The organism is bacterium (assembly GCA_035454885.1).
Lineage (GTDB): Bacteria > UBA10199 > UBA10199 > JACPAL01.
In genome coordinates this window covers 30,496-47,969 of sequence record DATIGE010000040.1, presented here as the reverse complement: position 1 = coordinate 47,969, position 17,474 = coordinate 30,496, and the positions used below count along the sequence as shown (strand labels likewise).

Annotated in this window: 12 protein-coding genes; 1 reads left to right on the top strand and 11 read right to left on the bottom strand. The window is 59.4% G+C overall.

From position 1 onward, the window contains the following. Positions 1-3: 3 nt before the first annotated feature. The 3 genes from VLJ37_07365 to VLJ37_07355 all read right to left on the bottom strand — a co-directional run bounded on the left by VLJ37_07365 (position 4) and on the right by VLJ37_07355 (position 2,687). Complete coding sequence (locus tag VLJ37_07365; protein ID HSA59488.1) at positions 4-1,629, bottom strand: radical SAM protein; 1,626 nt, start codon at positions 1,627-1,629, stop codon at positions 4-6. Positions 1,630-1,708: 79 nt separating this feature from the next. Further along, positions 1,709-2,056 (bottom strand): hypothetical protein, encoded by a 348-nt coding sequence (locus tag VLJ37_07360; protein HSA59487.1) that lies wholly within the window; start codon positions 2,054-2,056, stop codon positions 1,709-1,711. Between the two features lie 205 nt (positions 2,057-2,261). Then, the gene (locus VLJ37_07355) at positions 2,262-2,687 is read right to left on the bottom strand and encodes a hypothetical protein (protein HSA59486.1); all 426 of its coding nucleotides are present in this window, start codon (positions 2,685-2,687) and stop codon (positions 2,262-2,264) included. Positions 2,688-2,947: 260 nt separating this feature from the next. Here VLJ37_07355 and VLJ37_07350 point away from each other — a divergent pair, with 260 nt between their 5' ends. Then, the gene (locus VLJ37_07350; GenBank protein HSA59485.1) at positions 2,948-4,513 is read left to right on the top strand and encodes a B12-binding domain-containing radical SAM protein; all 1,566 of its coding nucleotides are present in this window, start codon (positions 2,948-2,950) and stop codon (positions 4,511-4,513) included. Here the strand turns inward: VLJ37_07350 and VLJ37_07345 are convergent. The 8 genes from VLJ37_07345 to dnaK all read right to left on the bottom strand — a co-directional run bounded on the left by VLJ37_07345 (position 4,475) and on the right by dnaK (position 17,320). Continuing rightward, the gene (locus VLJ37_07345; GenBank protein HSA59484.1) at positions 4,475-6,970 is read right to left on the bottom strand and encodes an efflux RND transporter permease subunit; all 2,496 of its coding nucleotides are present in this window, start codon (positions 6,968-6,970) and stop codon (positions 4,475-4,477) included. The genes VLJ37_07350 and VLJ37_07345 overlap by 39 nt on opposite strands. Positions 6,971-7,019: 49 nt before the next feature. Then, entirely contained in the window at positions 7,020-7,349 is a 330-nt protein-coding gene (locus tag VLJ37_07340; GenBank protein ID HSA59483.1) for a hypothetical protein, read from the bottom strand. 17 nt (positions 7,350-7,366) lie between these two features. Next, a complete protein-coding gene (locus VLJ37_07335) occupies positions 7,367-11,491 on the bottom strand; it encodes a thrombospondin type 3 repeat-containing protein (GenBank protein HSA59482.1) in 4,125 nt (1,374 codons plus the stop codon). Positions 11,492-11,930: 439 nt separating this feature from the next. Continuing rightward, positions 11,931-12,215, bottom strand: coding sequence for a hypothetical protein (locus tag VLJ37_07330; protein ID HSA59481.1), 285 nt, complete (start codon positions 12,213-12,215; stop codon positions 11,931-11,933). 459 nt (positions 12,216-12,674) lie between these two features. Beyond that, complete coding sequence (locus VLJ37_07325) at positions 12,675-13,844, bottom strand: FtsX-like permease family protein (GenBank protein ID HSA59480.1); 1,170 nt, start codon at positions 13,842-13,844, stop codon at positions 12,675-12,677. Between the two features lie 56 nt (positions 13,845-13,900). Further along, on the bottom strand, positions 13,901-14,578 hold the full coding sequence (locus VLJ37_07320; GenBank protein ID HSA59479.1) for an ABC transporter ATP-binding protein: 678 nt from the start codon (positions 14,576-14,578) through the stop codon (positions 13,901-13,903). A 29-nt stretch (positions 14,579-14,607) separates the two neighbouring features. Next, positions 14,608-15,270 (bottom strand): outer membrane lipoprotein-sorting protein, encoded by a 663-nt coding sequence (locus tag VLJ37_07315; GenBank protein ID HSA59478.1) that lies wholly within the window; start codon positions 15,268-15,270, stop codon positions 14,608-14,610. 130 nt (positions 15,271-15,400) lie between these two features. Beyond that, positions 15,401-17,320 carry a molecular chaperone DnaK gene (gene dnaK, locus VLJ37_07310; protein ID HSA59477.1) on the bottom strand — a complete coding sequence of 640 codons (1,920 nt, stop codon included), beginning with the start codon at positions 17,318-17,320 and terminating at the stop codon, positions 15,401-15,403. Between the last annotated feature and the right edge of the window lie 154 nt (positions 17,321-17,474).

Below are 17,474 nucleotides of genomic sequence, written 5' to 3'. Positions count from 1 at the left end.
AAGTCAGAGGCCCGCGGACCCGAAGCTGCCCTCGGATCGAGGGTTCTTCTCCTGTACCAAAACGGAATGATCGGATGGCGGGAGCAGTTTGAGAAACTCAGCGAAGGTTTCAAGGATAAAGGGACCGTTCATATTTTTCGGGCCATATCGATCGACCATCCAGTTGATCCAGCGGACAAAGAGTTCCAATGGCGACCAGGCCGTATCGTCGAAGACCTTTTTCAGTTCAGAAGTCATGTTGTTGACCAATTCGCCATAAAAATAGGCGAAGACGGGCACGTTGAGGGGCTCCAGGAGCGGCGTTGGCACCGAGTGGAAGGAAGAGAATAGTTCCGGAGAGCTCGCAATGAGTCTGGTCGTTTCAGATCCGACGAAAGGCTGAAGGGCAAAATCGGTCATCTTTCTGGGGTCAAAGACCAGCCCGGAGGCATTCTGTTCGTAAATCGCAGTGCCCGATAGAGGGGAAAGCGCGTGAAATGAGGTGACGTTTGCTCCGGCGAGCTTCGACCAAAGGCCAAGGTTGATCGTGGCCTCGAGATCCTCGGGCGATTCTTCCGGGAATCCGATAACGAAAGAGGTCGTACATTTCAGTCCGAGAGAGACCGCTATTTTTAAATGATCCCTGAATTGATCGAGGTTGAGGTGCTTTCGAAGGGCTTTCTGCACTCGGGGCGATCCCGAATCGACTCCGAAAAAAAGTCCAGCGCACCCCGCTTCCCGCAGGAGGCGAAGGCGATCGGGATTCAGCGTGTCACTACGCGCGGCGACCGACCATCCGAATCGCTCGTGATTATTTTGCTTGAAGTATTCGCAAAAGCGCGAAACCCAGCTATGCGACGTCGTGAAGTTGTCATGGGTAAGGGGAAAGGCTTTCAGTCCGTAGCGGCGGTTGAGCCGTCGCATTTCCTCCAGAATTCGTGAGGGCGACTTAACACGGAACTTCCTCTCCCACATGATGGCTGTCGAGCAAAAAGAGCAAAGAAATGGACAGCCTCGTCCTGCCTCAATCAAATCAAAACCGGGCGCAAAGGTTAAATAATCTTCCAATGGAACGAGGCTAAAATCGGGAAAAGGTGTCTTGTCCAGGTCGTCGATCAGGTTCCTCGGCGAGGAACGGATTATCTGACCACGGTCCCGGAAGGCGACTCCGGGGATCTCTCGCAACGACTCCTCGCGAAAATCGCTTGCGACGAGTTCCGCGAGGGTCATTTCACCCTCACCGATCACAATCACATCGACCCAGGAACAAAGCCGAAGTGTCGCCTCGGGAACCGCCGAAGGTTGAGGCCCCCCCATGATGATCCTGGATGACGGCCAGAGACGGCGTATTTCCCGCGCGAGAAGGAGGGAAGCTGGAAAATTGGAACAGATGCTGGAAATCCCAAACAATTGGGTTTGCGATTGTTCCAGTCTCTGCAGCGCGTATTCACGAAAGCGCGAGAATTCGCAGAGGGAAGGATCTTTTCGAATCTCCAGATCGAAATCGACGATCTCGACCGCATAGCCGCGTTCCTTCAAGACGGAACCCAGTACCACCAGGCCCATCGGAAAGTAGATGCCCCAGACGCCGGTCGACGTCGGAGGGTTGATGAGGCAGATCTTGTTCAGTTCAATCTCCCTAGGCGTCACGGGATGGAGGTCCTAATGCCTTCATCCCGTGACGCGATAAGCAAGGCGCCGACGGCGCTGAGATCATAGCTCGCTTGAATCAGTTCCCGGTGTCGGTGACGAAAACGCCGCAGATCGGCGTCAGAATCCGTTTGACGTCGCCGATGGTTTCATCCGCCACCGTTGTCGCCTCGGCATCCGAAGCGGCAAGCTCCGCTTGATTGTTGCCCGCATTCGCAAGTGCCTGGGCCCTTTGCTTCACTCTGATGTCCGGCGAGCAATCGACCGTGTTAATGGTCCTGGTCAGATTGTTGACGATCGTGATCGTGCCAATGTCGAAGATGACCGAGACCGGCTGCTCGATTAACGTGATTGCGGAAGCGTCCCAGGCGACCGTTGTCATGCCGGCTGCTAGGGTCAATGCAGACAGTGTCTTCTTTAGATCCATTATTTCTCACCTCCCCCAGTTTTTTTGGATTAATGTTCTTCCTATACTTCTAATTTGTAAAGATAAATGAATACAAATGTTGTTGTGATTATCATAATGATAGACATGAAACAGGGTGCCTCCTGGCGGAGCCTTCCGCGCCGGACGCAAAGAGGCCATCCGATCGGACGGCCTCTTTCCAAGGTGCTACCGAACGACAGAGACGTTACCGCGTCGCCTTCTTCCGATTCGCCAGACAACAGCCGTCAGGGATTCCGTCCTTGGGGCAGAAATCCGCAAACGCCTCGTGCCCGTGACAAGCCGTCTTGCGGTTCACGCTGTCCCGGGGAATTCGGCAACAGGCAAATATTGTATTGTCGCAGAGCGGCGAGATTTCGACCAGATCATACTGGCCATGACAGGCATCCGCCTTCACGGCCTCGATCCCCACGCCCTCGCTGCAACCATCGGGAATTCCGTTGCCGTCCGAATCATCCGGGACCTCGTTGGCGGCGCACGAACAACAGTCCGCGTCGCCCTCGCCAGGAGCGGCCTCGCAGGCGAATTGGTTGTCGTTGCAAGCCTGCGCGAGCGAGAGTGCGAAGAACGACGTCGCGAGAACGGTTAATGAAAGGAACAGTAATTTCTTCATCGGTTGTTTCACCCCCCTCCATTGATTTAAGTGTGGATAGATTGTCACCCTAATAGATCGTAGTGTAAAGATTAAACGTATATTGTGTATTATTATTCTCATTATGATAATTATTATGACCGACCGGAATCGGAAATAATGGAGGGGCGTGGCGGTTCCGCGCCCCTACGGGAACATTCCCGAATATTTTGATGGCCGGCGAGAATGTCAATCAAAGGGAAACCCTTGCCCCATGAACGTCGGACACATATAGGACACCGATGCGTCTCCTCCTGATCAATCCAAAATTCCCCGAGAGTTTTTGGAGCTTCTCCTGGGTCGTCGAGAAGGTGATGACGGACAAAAAGACGATGAATCCGCCGCTGGGATTGGCCACGCTGGCGGGGCTGACGCCCCCGCATTGGGAGATCACCATCATCGACGAGAACGTCGAGGAGATCGACTGGGACTTTCCGGCCGACCTGGTCGGAGTGTGCGGCATGCAAGTCCAGTTCGGGCGCCAAAAGGAGATCATGGCCCGATTTCGCCGCCGCGGCGTCTATGTCGTGGCCGGGGGGAGCTACGCCTCGCTCTGCCCCGAGGACTACGCCGGCATCGCGGAGACGGCCGTCAGCGGGGAGGCCGAGTACATCTGGCCGCGGTTCTGCGCCGATTTCGAGGCCGGAAGACCCCAGCCGCTTTACCGCGAGGAGGGGGAGGTGAGCCTCCGCGATTCGCCCGCTCCCCGCTTCGACCTGTTGAAAACGGATCTTTACGCCGCCGTGTCCCTGCAATTTTCGCGCGGGTGCCCCTTCCGCTGCGAGTTTTGCGACATCATCGTCATGTTCGGCCGCAAGCCCCGCACAAAGGGGCTCGACCAGGTGGAGCGAGAGCTCGATCTCCTTCGAATGCGGGGCGTCCGAAACGTCTTTTTTGTCGACGACAATCTGATCGGCCATCTGCCGGATTGCCGGAAATTGCTCGCCTTCCTGGCCGGCTATCAGAAGAGGCACAACTATCGCTTCACCTTCGGCACCGAGGTCTCGATCAACGTGGCGGCGGACTTGGACCTGTTGCGCCTCTTTCGAGAGGCGAATTTTGCCTGGTGCTTCATCGGCATCGAGAGTCCCAGCGAGGCCTCTCTCCGGGAGACCAAGAAGGAGCAGAATACGCGGGCCGACCTTCTCGCTTCGGTCCATACCCTCTATTCGTTCGGCATCGAAGTGCTGGCCGGTTTCATCGTCGGATTCGACTCCGACGACCGAACCATCTTCGAACGCCAATATCGCTTCATCCTCGAGTCCGGAATCATGGTTTCTATGGTCGCCTTGCTGGCGGCCCTCCCCAAGACCCCCCTGTACGAGCGCCTGCAGAGGGAAGGAAGGCTCCGGTCCTCCTTTGCGCCCGACAACACCGTGCACGCGACCAACGTCGATCCCCTGCAGATGAGCTATGATGATCTCCTCTCCGGGTATGAAGACCTCCAACGGCGGCTGACCGATGAAAAGGCGATCGCCGAACGGATCCGGAACAAATTCCGCTCCTTCCGGGCCCCTCCCACATTTTCCCATGTGCCGAGGACCCGGCTCCTCCTTTATATGGGGCGGCTGCTGGCGCGGGGGATCCTGACGGGAGGGGTCCGGCGGTGGTATTATTTCCTGCGTTCGTTAGGGTTGGGTCTACGGGATCCCCGGAGGCTCCCCATGGTCTTGAGCGACTGGGTCATCGGGATTTCGATCAAGACCTTCGCCGCGAAATCTGCGGCGCAGGCCTCCTGTCAGCAAGGGAAGGACCAAGAACTTGTGCCGTTAGACGAGGCGCTCTTTTTCGCGCAAAAAATTCCGTAGACCCAAATCGTTCCTGCCTGGGTCTTTAAGACGAGTGGAACGGAGAAGGGACGGAAGGAGAAAGATGGAAGCAAGGTACGCGACGAGGATCGCGAATCCCGTCAGAAGCCCGAAATTTTCCGCGATCGGCAGGGCCAGCACGCAGGCCGCCGAAAACCCGACGATGGTTGTCAGGGCCGCCGCCCACAGGCTGGGACCCATCCGATTCATCGCCGTTTCAACCGCCCGGAGGCGTCCGTCCGGACCCGCTCGCTCGAGTTCCTCGTGAAAACGCTCGATCACGTGGATCGGATAGTCGACTCCGAGTCCCACGACGATCACGCCGATGCAAAGGTTCAACACGTTGAGATTGAGCCCGACAAGCGGCATGACACCCATGGTCAACGCGACTGAAAATAGGACGGGGATCATCGCCAGGAGGGCGGTCCAAATGTTCTTCCAAAACAGCCAGAGAACGAGGAAGTTGATCACGACGCTGACGAGGAACGAATAAATGAAGCTGCGGAAATAAGCCCCCTCGTCGATCCGGTAGGCGATCGCGCCGCCTCCGAGGGAGACGCGGATGCCCGGGACCTCCTTGAATCCCAATTCGTGAAGGTCCCGTTCCAGTGACTTGAGAAATTGTCTGATCTCCTCGCCGCCGCGTTCCTGGATCACGAATTCCATGGCCAATGCATCGTAACGGTCGCCCGTCTTACGAACGAGGTGTTTGGCCGCCTCCTGATAGGTTTCGTTCAGGACATAATTCGCCGTATCTCCACTCTCGGTGATCCGGTCAAAGATTTCGCGGACCGGCACGGCAGGTGGCACGGAAAGGCCCATCTTTCGGATGAGGTCGTCCACCGATTCGACATCCGGTTCCCCGAGGACTTTTTGGACGATGGGATAGTCCCTCATCCTCTCTTTCAGGCGCTTCATCTTTTCCAAGAGGGCCGGGTTTTCGACCTCCCCTTCGAGCAGGAGGTAGCCGGAGATCTCGCGTCCGAAATAGCGGTCTTGGATCCGGTCCGCCTCGAAGGTCGGCATCGTGCGCTTGAGAAAGACGCGGCGGTCGAACTCGGGCTTCAGATGAAGGATGCCGACTCCGGAGAGGAGGAGAAGCAGGAGACCGGCGGCCAATGTCTCTCGGGGCCGACGTACGACGGCGGCGGTGGCGAAACGGCTTAGTCCGTCGAGGAGACGGTTGGCGGGAGGACGCGAGCCGGGAAGCCCTTGCGACGGCCCGCCGCGGGACGCCTCGGCCCTCATCGGTTCCTGCAGGATGACCGTCAGGAGGAAGACGACGGCCATGGACAGGGCGACCAGCAAATAGAAGCCGCGAAGGGCCTCCGCGGAGGAGGTCAGCACCCCGGACAGGAAGGCCAGAAAGGTCGTGAAGGTCGTCAGGAAGATCCCCCTTCCGGTCGCCCGCTGCGTGGCTTGGATCGCCTCCTTCAGGCCCTTGGAACGGCGCTCCTCGGCGAGCCGCCACCCGAAGACGATGCTGTCGTCGATGCCGGTGCCCAGCAGGATCGGGAGGGCGATCAGGTGGAGGAAGGAGATCTTGATCCCGAGGAGGGCGGCTGCTCCGAAACTCCACAGACACGCGGTGACGAGGATGAACAGCGTGAGTCCGACCTCGCGGCCGCTCCGGAAGAGCCCCCAAAGGAGGGAAGCGTCGACGAGACAAAGGATCAAGGCCATCCACAACGCGTTGGCGCGGGCGTGGGCGTCGACGTCGTAGGACGAGAGCACCTCCGAGTGGTGATAAACCTTGAAATCGGGCGGGCTCGTGACCTCCGTCAGATGGCGGATATCCGCGAGGATCCGCTTCTGCTCCGCGGGCGGGTACGAGGGATCCAGTCTCATATAGACGGCCATTGCCCTCACGTCGGGGATCGGGAACTCCGTCCTCGCGCCTGCGAAGGCGCGGAGCGGAGCGACCGCCGACGCGACATTGAGTTTGGCGTAGAAATCGATCGCCTCAGGGTTGGAGAGGAACCTTCGGCTCACCCTCTCCAGGTCGAAGACCGTCTTCGGACCGGAGAGGGCGAGGATCGCGTGGGCGACCGTGGCGTAGTCGTCGACCTCGGAAAGGGAGATCTTCCTCGTCCTTCGGAGTCCCTCGTCGATCGCGTCGAGGGGGCTCATGGTCGTCACCTTGTGACGCTTCTTGATCTCCTGAAGGATGCGAAAGGCCTCCCGGAGCATCGACGGCTCGAAAAGGCTTTTCCCCGACTGGGATTCGAAGATCATGCCGTGGTAGGCGCCGATCTCGAACCGGTCGCGGAGCGTTCGGACCACCCGGGCGGTGTCCGTTCTGAGGAAGTCGGTGATCTCGGAGCTCACCCGCAGGCGGATCAGGGCGTAGGAGAAAAAGAAGGTCGTCGCGAGGACCAAGGCCAGGGTCAGACGGCGGTGGCGAACGGCTCGGTCGGTCCAGCGTTGCCAAAGGGACGATCCGCGTTCCGGTCTCATGCGCCCCGGCAAGGTAGCACGAACCGGGAGCGGGGTCCAAAAGGATCGGCTACGGCGCCATCCCCAAGAGCCGAGTGGCGGCGGCGGCGGTGATCAGGTCCCCGCTGTTGGAGGAGACGGTGTCCTTGAACGCTTCGAGGATGTCGTCCTGCGCGGCCGCATCGCCGGAGCGGAATTGGGCATCATAGATCATGTGATGGAGCGCGTCCGCGAGGTTCGCATCCTTGATCTCCCCCGCAGCCCTGTCGGCGTCGATCTGTTGGAGAATCTCGGCCAGGGTCGCAGCCTCCGCGTTCCGGGGCGGGAGCAGGATCCCGCTCGCCCCGAGGAGAAGACAGCCCGCTAGGACCAGGATTCTTTTTGCTGTGGTCTTCTTCATCGTTTGTCCCTCCTCGTCTATTGACTCTGGCAACACAGGTTTTCGACCGAGTCCAACGTGCCGAAAAACAGGGCGCTCAAGGTCGCATCATGGATCTGGTTCGTTGCGACCGATTGGGCAGCATGGACCCTCTTTCCGCACTTGACCAAATCGCCGTCCTGGCTGGCCATGAGGGCCTTATCCAGGTGGAGCGTGACGGCCGTCTTGATCCCGTTATTGACGGCGCCGTCGGTGTTACCTTGTTTGACGATCTCCTTGCCGAGGGCGACATTGCCCTCGCACGTGGTCGTGTCGCAGCCCGCCGGACCGCAGCCCGGGACGAATTTCTCCGTCAGGTCGGAGACCCCGTCGCCGTCCGTGTCGATTCCGGAGGACAGGACGAGGGACGGGGAGGCGTTTGCAACGAGCTCCTGATTCTTCTGGGCGAGGCTGCTATCGCCGACGTCGGCGACGAGAAGAAGAGCGCCGGGAGACGTTTCGCAAGTGCCGTCGGCCTTCCGGTAGCAGATCCCGCTGGCCCGGATGGTGTTGACGATCGAGCCGACGCTCTTGGCCGGGAAACCGCCGTATGCGGGCAGATACGTCGTATTCACGTATCCGGCCGGGCTCGCGGTGCAGTAGTTGCCCCCGGTCTCCTCGATATCGAAGAGCGCGGTCCCCCAGCGCTCCACGTCGGGTCCCGAGGTGAAGGCACCGGGGAGGGTGATCCCGCAGGCGGGTGCGCCATACAGCTTGAGGTCGGCGTTCGTGCCCGTGCAGGTCAATTCCCCGGTTTCGAGGAAGTCGGAGTTTACCCTCGGAACGATCGGGTTCCCTCCCGTGCAGTTGACGAGACCTCCGGCGCCGTTATCGCAGCAACCGAGGTTCGTATTCTGCAGAGTGACTCGGACCGGCGCCGCGATGCCGCCTGCCGTCGCGACCCGGAAGTCCTCTTCGCCGAACCCGACGTTCGGGAGGCTATAAAGGGTAGCGGCCGTCTCGCAAGGTCCCGGGGGGTCGCCGCAGCCGAAGTTTGCCGCGGAGTAACCCGTGAGCAGGGGCGTGTACTGGGTGTTGCGGATGTCCATGTTGGCGAAGGTCGCATTGATGTTGGCCCCCGTCGTGGCGCCGATCTCGACCTGGTCCACCGATGCGTTAGCGATGCCCGCCACCAGGGAACGGACGTCGTCCGCGTTCGCGTCGGTGGAGTCGCGGGGCTCGCCCGTCAGGAAGTCCACGTTCGGTCCGCCGGAGACGGCCACGCCCACCTCATAATTGGAGATGTCGCTCGCCGGGTAGGTTCCGGACGTCCGGATCGTGGCCTCGTTGGTCTCGACGTTCCCGCTGTACTCCCATCCGCCGAGAGCGCAGGTCCCGTATTGTTGGCCGCAGCTGAACGCGGTGCCCGTCGGGGAAAGAGGGTCCGACTGGCCCGTCGCGATCAGCTGTTTGATCTCCAGACGGCCGATCCCGGTCGTGCCTGGATCGGTCAGGGCCGAGCCCGTCGCCGGATTCACGGGACCGCCCCCGCCGACGTATCGGTTGGTGATGGGGTTCCACCCGACGACGTTGCCCTTGGTGGCGGCCATCGAGACGCCCCCGGCGGCAAGGGTCAGGCTGGGGTTCCCGGCTGCGTCCGGGTCCTTCCCACCGACGATCGTCAGGCGGGTGCACTTGATATCCGACTCCGCACCGGCCAGGGCGAACTGGGCCCCGGAGATCGTCAGGTGGTCGTCCGGTCCGTCACAGAGGAAGCTCGAACGTTTGTGGATGGCCGTTTCCGGAACCCCGGAGATGCGGGCATTGCGGATGTCACGGTCGCCGGGTCCGACGGCGACCCCCGAGAAACCGTCGTTCGAGGTGATCGTGGACGTTCCCGCGAAGTGGATATTGCTTCCGAGAAAGGCCACTCCGGTATCCGCGACGGCGCAATCCTCGTAGGCGCAGCCCCCCCCGAAGAACGGGAATTTGGAATAGACGATGGGGCCGCCGTCAAAGGTGCGGGGACCATCGTTATGGACGATGAACGTGATGCCGTTCAGGGTACCCTCGACATTCTTGAGCGCGACCCCGTGTCGGAGATGGACGACGGTACCGGGGGGCGGGGGATTAATGACCTGATTGGCAACCTGGATTTCGGTGCCGACCGCCACGCGGGTGGATCCGTAGGTCCGGTTCCGGTCGAGGAAGGCCTGGCTGCACCGGGCGGTGATATCGATGCTGCCGTCGGGTTGCGTCACGATGGTGGTCGAAGCCAGCTGCGAGTCACTGCCGGCGAAGGCGTCGTACTGGAACTTGATGTTGTTCGAAACCGTATTGTTGTGCCACCCGATGCCCACGAGATCCGGGGGACCGGACGTCGCCGTCTTGGGCGGCGAGCCCGACTCCTCGATGGCTGCCTGGATGCCGAGGACGTCGGTGCCGTTGTCGGTGACCGTTTCCTGTCGCCCGTTGGTTGCGCAGACGGGGGCGCTGATCTCATAGACCTTCCCGCCGGCGGCATCGCGGATCTCGATCGGCGCGTACGCGACGGGCTGTGTGGCGGTGTACCCTTGCGGCAACACGTATTGCCACGTGACGGCCGCGTCCGTGCCCGCGATGGGGATGTTCATCTCCACCCCGTTGGACACGAAGTTACCGGCGCTCCCCCAGTGGACACGCGGTGCGAGCTGAGGATCCGGAAAGTCGATCGGCAGCTTCAAGGCGCCGTCCGCCCCGACCCCCTGCCAGTGGTATTGCTGGATGTCCGAGAGGGTTCCCAAGACCATCTTCGCGCAGGAGGCACCCAGACAGACATGGCTCGGAGCAAAGTCGATGATGTTGGTCAGGTTCGGGTGGAGGCCGATATCCCCGCCGCCGCTTCCGGCCCCCGCAAACTGGGGGCCATCCGCGCCCAGCTTGAAGAGGTAGTCCTTCCCGCCGGCGAAATAGGCGCCCGAGAGGTCCTTTTCGATGATTGCGTTCAGCGTGGCGTCGTCACACCGGTCGCCGACGCGGTCGCCGTCGCTGTCCTCCTGGTGCGGATTAACATTCAAGGGACAATTGTCGCACGCGTCGCCGCGACCGTCGTGGTCCGTGTCCGTCTGGTCGGCGTTGGCGACCGTCGGACAGTTGTCACAGACGTTCCCCACGCCGTCCGAATCGCCGTCCGCCTGGTCGGCGTTGGGTTTCGTCGGGCAGTTATCCTGCGAATCGGGGACGCCGTCCCCGTCGGTGTCGGGCGCCGAGGGGACGACGACGTCGAGGTCCAAAATGGGCGCGCCGATGGCAACGCTCTGGAGGACGTCTTGAAGGTCGGGCGAGAGGACATCGACGTTCTGGCCGACGGTGTCGGCGACGACGAGGTCGTTGAGATCGTCAACGTCGGCGGGCACCCAGATCTGGCCCGGGGGCAGGTTGCGCCAGACGCCGGGAACCCAGGTGAATCCATCGTCAACCGATGTGTAGACATTGTCCCCATAAGTGGCGACCAGCCGCCCCGTGGAGTCGACGGCGGCCGCAGGTCGGGCGCCCTCCCGTGCCGCGTTGGTCACGTCGAGGACCGAATAAAAGGTCATTCCGAGGTCGACCGGTGAAAAAACGAAGAATTGGAGAAAAATGGCGTGAAAGTCAAAGTCGGTGCCTGACATCACACCCACCACTTGGTTCTTGGCGGTGTCGTAGGTGAGATCCCAGACATAATCTCCGACGAAATCGGAAGAGTCGACATTGGCCAATCGAGTCGGCGGTTTCGCGGGGTTTCTGGGGTCCCAGGCGCTCAGGGTATTGGCGGCATCGGTGAAATAGAGAAGGCGGTCCGTTGTTGAAAAGACCATCGGACCGATCCCGTTGCCGGAGAGTTCCGAGAGGAGGTTCCCTGCCGCATCGAAACAGGCGATCCCTGAGCCGGAAAGGCAAATCTCCGTCCCCACGGCCTGTGTGTCGCCCGGAATCGCCGCGAGTCTCATGGGGCATTCCTGTCCCACCGGGCAGGCGAAGGCGCGCGTCTCAAAGAGTTGCTGGACCGTCCCCGCGGAATCAATCCGCGATACGGCCGTTCCGCCGATGGCCGTCTCGTGCCAGACGAGGGTCTGGGGTTTCGATGTTGTTTGAGCGAATGTCGTGACGGGCAGCAAACAGATCGCCGCCGGGATCATCACCCGAAAGATTTTCTTGAGGCCCATGGGCCACCCCCTCGCTTCATGACTCGGTTCCGTTGAGGACAAGTCTTTATTCTTGTAAGGAACGCCCGGCCCTGACCGTCCTGAGGGAGTGGGACGAAGAAGGTCGTATCAAAGATGTCAATTATCTAGCTGGGAATGCTACACTTCTTGACGTTGGTGTCAACTTTTCAATCCATAATGATAAAGAATAGTGGGTTAATTTATTCTCATTTTGAGAAAGTGTTATGTTTAAAGACATATTTCGGCGGACCCTTGTCGGCTTTTACTCCTTAGCTTCCTCGAATTCGGCGTCCACAGCGTCCGGTTCCTTCTGAGCCTCCTTGTCCATGTCGATGAAAGGGAAATGCCCCATGAACGTCAGACACGTAGTGGATCGCACCCGATGGGGCCCATAATCGATTCCCAGGGCCAGTTGAACAAAACCCGAGCCTTGACCTGATCATAGATCACCCCCCTCGAAGGCCGGCTCTTCGAAGTCACCCGAAAAATCAAACCCGACGACGGCGTCCCGCAGGAATCGTCCGCCCAACAGGGAGACATCGAAACGGCGTACAGTCTGGGTGATCCGCATGACAATCCGGAACCGGTCGATATGAGGATCGAAGCCATAGACCGGGTTGACTCGAAGGGCCGGGTTGACCGAGACGGTCAGATTGGCCGCCGTAACCCCGGTCTTCTCTTCCCGCTCGATGGCAAAGGTGGTGAGCGGGGTGAATAAATCCACGGGGGACAAGATGCGTATGGCCCCCAATCGATTTTTTGCCGCCCAATGACGGTGGTCACCGGAGGGGTTTCAAATTTCCCATAAACGCGGTAGAGGCGTTGTCTGTAGGAGATGTTGTTTCGCCGCGCCAATTCCCATTCCAGATCGAGATAAGGCTCTTCCCTAAGATCCTGCTCAATGGAAAATTCCGGAGTATTCACCGCATCTCAAAGAATGATCTCATGATCCCAAATCGCTATGGCGGAAAAGACCGGGGTGTAGCGAAGATCCCATTCCGTTCGGATCCGATTCACGTCCCCAGGGATAGAATCCCCGCCCTCTCTTTGCCTCGATGTGAAAAAGAGATTCTTATTTAGTAGCCTTTAAGGCCCCGGGTGAAACCGTCCCCTTGGATCAATGCCGTGGCGCACAAGGATTCCGGGAGCAGATGGAGCCAAACAAGGATGATCGCGGTTCTCCTCATCCCACCTGCCGCAGCGCCTCGATGGGATCGAGCCGGCTCGCCCGCCAGGCGGGATACAGGGAGACCGTCAGGTTTCCGGCGAAGATGATGAAGATGGAAGGGATCAAGTGGGTCCATACGATCTTGGGATAAATGCGGGAACCGATCATCATGTTGAAGAACGTCCTCGAAAATCGCGACAGATCGATGCCAACGTCCGCGAAATAGAAGGTCAGCCCCGCACCCAGGAGAAGTGCCAGCGAGCAGCCGATGACGGTGATGAAAAAGGATTCCAGCATCACCATCTGAATCACCTGCCTCGGTTTGGTCCCGATCGCCATGAGGAGGCCGAACTCAAAGGTCCTTTCGACGACGGACATCATGAGCGTGTTCAAGATCCCCAAGGTCACCACGGCTAATACAATCAAGACCAGTATGAAATTCCTGGCCTCGTTATATCGGATCAACTGGGACAACATCGGCAAGAGCTCCTCCCAGCTCAGAATCGATAGCCCCAGGGAGGCTACTTTGGGCCGCAACGAAAGGACGGCCTCGTCGATCGCGTGACGCGAGTCGATCTTTAGAACAAACGCGGAATTCCTTTTGTCCAATGAGAGAAGTCCCTGCAGCGTCGAACTCAACATATAGACATTGCCGCTGTCCAGGTACTCATTGCCGGTATCGCCCGTACCGATGATACGGAGGACATTTCCATTCAAGGCGCCGTAATAATCCTGAACCGTCACAACGACCTTGTCCCCGATTTGAAGATCAAGAAATCGGGCCAGCGTTGTGCTCATGAAAAGCCCCCCCTTGTCCTCGAGGGTCAGCCATCTCCCGAATTGCAGGGGGGGACGGCTTCCAATGGCCTTTTCCTGCACCGGATCGACGCCGACGAGCCGGGTCGGATGGGAGTGGGTCGCCGTGAAAATGATTCCCCCGCCGATGACCCTTTCGGCGAATCCGGCAACCGAGGGGTCACGTCTCAATAGGGTCCGGACCTGTTCCGGATCCTCGATCACGCCGCTGGTGCTCAGGACCATATTCTCCAAATCCTTGGGTACGATCTGCGCGTCGCCCGTCATCATGGCCCTGATGTTTGACGTCATCTGCCCGTGCGCGCCGTCTGTAAATGCCCAGATCAGAAGGAGAGATCCGAGTCCCAGCACAACCGCCAGGAGTGCCAAAAGAGAACGCAACTTGTGGCGAAATAAATTGCGAAAGGCGATTCGAACGAAAATGGTCAAGAGTTCACCACCATCCCGTCGTGGAGCCGGATGTTCCGGTCTGCCTTTTTCATGATGTCGCGGTCGTGTGTCGCGATGAGAAATGTCGTTTTGAATTGCCGGTTGAGATCGAAAAATAGATTAATGAGATCGACTGCAGAACGCGAATCGAGATTGGCGGTCGGCTCGTCACCAAGAACGATCGCGGGATTGGTAACGATGGCCCTCGCGACGGATATCCTCTGCCGTTGTCCGCCGCTCATTTCGCCCGGCCTTTTGTCGCTCTGGTCGGAAAGGCCGACGCGCTGAAGGAGGTCAAACGCCTTCTCCCGCCGTTCCTTTCTTTCAACGCCGAGCAAGAGAAGCGGATATTCAATATTTTCCAGGGCGGTCAGAGCCCAAACCAGGTTATGGGTCTGGAAGACAAAGCCGACCTTCTTGAGCCGGAACTCGGAAAGCTGGTTCTTCGAGAGACGGCCCAAATCCTGTTCGCCGACGACGATCTGGCCCTGGGTCGGCCGGTCCAGGGCTCCGATGAGGTGGAGGAGAGTCGACTTGCCAGAACCGGAAGGTCCGTCGACGACCGCAAATTCTGCCGGCTGAATGTTGAGGTCGATGTTCCGAAGCGCGTTGACCTGAAAGAGGCGGTTGAGATAAAGCTTGCTGACCCCCCTCAACTCGATCAAGGCGCTCACAAAGGACGTTTATACCATCCTTCGGCCCTCTAAGTCCTCAAATTCTTCTCCGTGAAAACGGCCTCGGGGATCGGCGGGCTCGGGTTGAAGTCGATCGTCAAGATTCTCAGGATGGTCTTTTGCCCCTCTTTGGTCTCGGGGATGATCTCCCATCGGGTGGGGACGAGGGAACCGTCCATCTTTTTAAATTCCGAAAAGCGCAAATCTTTGATCAGGTTTCCTTTTTCGTCCAAAAAGTGCTGCTGGACGGGAAGGCTGTCGCTCTCACGAAGCCAAAAAATCACCTTTCCCCACACCACGGGCGCCTCGGGGTGGGGTAGGAGTTCGATCCGCACCAATTTTTCGCCGTCCCGTTCCTCGCGGCCCGCGATCCGGTGTTCGTAATCGTCGGTGTAACTCGACTCTTTCATCAAATCATCGTTCGTGAAGTCGCTCCCCATCCAGGGCTGGAGCATCATCGAGGGCGGGATTTTCAGCACCTTCTCGACTTTGGGAAGATAGCTCCAGAGATTGTCTCCCAGCCTCAAAAAGGTCGTCCCCTCCTCCTTGGGGGGTTTCAGGATCCGTATGAAGACCCGTTTATGGGCCCGATCATCCCACGCGTCCATCAAAAGGGTGCGGCTCCAATTGGGGCGCTGAATCGTCATTTCAATTTCGGAGACGTTGGCGTTCTTCCGCAACTGTTCCACCATCGTCTCAATATATTGACGGGCCGATTTTTCTGGGGGACTGCTCCCTGCCGGGAAAGGAAGGGCGGTCATCAGAAAGTCGAGCAAAAGAAACGCGAATAAGGAGCGCCGCGGTTTCATCTGAGGAGTGTTCCTACTCTTTCGCCTCCTCAAACTCCGCGTCCACAGCGTCCGGTTCCTTCTTCTTTCCGCCTGCGGCGGACCCCTTGTCCTCGCCGTCGCCTTTCTCTTCTCCGCCGGAGGCGGCCTGGGCGGCCTTGTACATCTCCTCGCTCATCTTGTGCGAGGCCTTGACCAGGGCCTCGGTGGTCTTCTTGATCGCGTCGGTCTCGTTATCCTTGACCGCCTTCTTGGCGTCTTCCAGGGCCTTCTCGACGTCGTTCAAGGCCTTGACCGAGATCTTCTCGCGGTTCTCGCTCAGGACCTTCTCCGTCGAGTAGATGAGGGCGTCGGCGGCGTTCTTGGCCTCGATTTCCTCGCGGCGCTTCTTGTCCTCTCCTTCATGGGCCTGTGCGTCCTTCACCAGCTTGTCGATCTCGTCCTTGGCCAGACCGCTCGAGGCCGTGATGGTGATGTGCTGCTTCTTGTTCGTCGCCAGGTCCTTGGCGGAGACGTTCAGGATGCCGTTCGCGTCGATGTCGAAACTGACCTCCACCTGCGGGATGCCGCGCGGGGCGGGGGGGAGCCCGTCCAGCACGAAGCGGCCGAGCGTCCGGTTGTCCTTGGCCATCTCGCGCTCGCCTTGGAGGACGTGGATTTCGACGGACGTCTGGCTGTCGGAGGCGGTCGAAAAGACCTGGCTCTTCTTGGTGGGGATCGTCGTGTTGCGCTCGATCAGCTTGGTCAAGACGCCGCCCAAGGTCTCGATGCCGAGGGTCAGCGGGGTGACGTCCAGGAGCAGCATGTCCTTCACTTCGCCGGAGAGGACGCCGGCCTGGACGGCGGCGCCCAAGGCGACCACCTCATCCGGGTTCACGCCCTTGTGGGGGTCCTTGCCGAAGAACTTCTTCACCTCTTCCTGGACGCGCGGAATGCGGGTCGATCCGCCGACCAGGACGACCTCGTCGATGTCGGAGGGCGAGAGCTTCGCGTCGGCGAGGGCCTTCTTCACGGGCTCCATGGACCTGAGCAGCAGGTCCTCGCACAGGGCCTCGAGCTTGGCGCGCGTGAGTTTCAGGGTCATGTGCTTGGGGCCGGAGGCATCGGCGGTCAAGAAAGGCAGGTTGATCTCGGTCTCGAGCACGCTGGAGAGCTCGATCTTGGCCTTTTCCGCCGCTTCGCGCAGCCGTTGCAGGACCATCTTGTCCTTGGAGACGTCGATGCCCTGGTCCTTCTTGAACTCGGAGATCAGAAACTCCATGATCCTTTGGTCGATGTTGTCGCCGCCCAGGTGCGTGTCGCCGTTGGTGGAGACGACCTCGACCACGTTGTCGCCGACCTCCAGGATGGAGATGTCGAACGTGCCGCCGCCGAAGTCGTAGACGGCGATCGTCTCATCCTTCTTCTTATCGAGACCATAAGCCAACGCGGAAGCGGTTGGCTCATTAACGATGCGGAGGACTTCCAGCCCCGCGATCTTGCCGGCGTCCTTGGTCGCCTGGCGCTGGCTGTCGTTGAAATAAGCGGGGACCGTGATCACGGCCTGCGTGACCTTATCGCCCAAGTAAGCCTCGGCGGCCTTCTTGAGCTTCATCAAGATCTTCGCGGAGATCTCCGGCGGGCTGTAGGTCTTGCCGGTGTTGGGGATTGTGACCTGGGCGTCGCCGTTGTCCGCGGACACGACCTTGTACGGCACCATCTTCTCCTCGTCCTTCACCTCGGATTCCTTGCGCCCCATGAAGCGCTTGATCGAGTAGACGGTATTTTCGGGGTTGGTGACCGCCTGGCGTTTGGCGATCTGGCCGACCAGCACGTCCCCGTCCTTGGTGAAGGCGACGACGGACGGCGTCAGCCTCGAGCCTTCTTCGTTCACGATGACCTTGGGCTCGCTGCCCTCCATGACGGCCACGACGGAGTTGGTGGTTCCCAAGTCTATCCCGATGATTTTGCCCATGAATTTCTCCTATTCCGGATTGGTTACGAGCCTAAGTTAAGCATCCGGGACATTGTGTCAAGCTAAGGGGCCGGAAAAATTGACAAATTGGGAGGGATGGTTAAATTTGCTCCACACCCTACGGGTGCGATTCAGGATTATGATTTTTTGGAGG

Coding starts and splice junctions, on each gene's coding strand:
- VLJ37_07360 (HSA59487.1), bottom strand. CDS start 2,056: ATGGATCTAAAGAAGACACTGTCTGCATTGACCCTAGCAGCCGGCATG.
- VLJ37_07355 (HSA59486.1), bottom strand. CDS start 2,687: ATGAAGAAATTACTGTTCCTTTCATTAACCGTTCTCGCGACGTCGTTC.
- VLJ37_07350 (HSA59485.1), top strand. CDS start 2,948: ATGCGTCTCCTCCTGATCAATCCAAAATTCCCCGAGAGTTTTTGGAGC.
- VLJ37_07345 (HSA59484.1), bottom strand. CDS start 6,970: ATGAGACCGGAACGCGGATCGTCCCTTTGGCAACGCTGGACCGACCGA.
- VLJ37_07340 (HSA59483.1), bottom strand. CDS start 7,349: ATGAAGAAGACCACAGCAAAAAGAATCCTGGTCCTAGCGGGCTGTCTT.
- VLJ37_07335 (HSA59482.1), bottom strand. CDS start 11,491: ATGGGCCTCAAGAAAATCTTTCGGGTGATGATCCCGGCGGCGATCTGT.
- VLJ37_07315 (HSA59478.1), bottom strand. CDS start 15,270: ATGGTGGAACAGTTGCGGAAGAACGCCAACGTCTCCGAAATTGAAATG.
- dnaK (HSA59477.1), bottom strand. CDS start 17,320: ATGGGCAAAATCATCGGGATAGACTTGGGAACCACCAACTCCGTCGTG.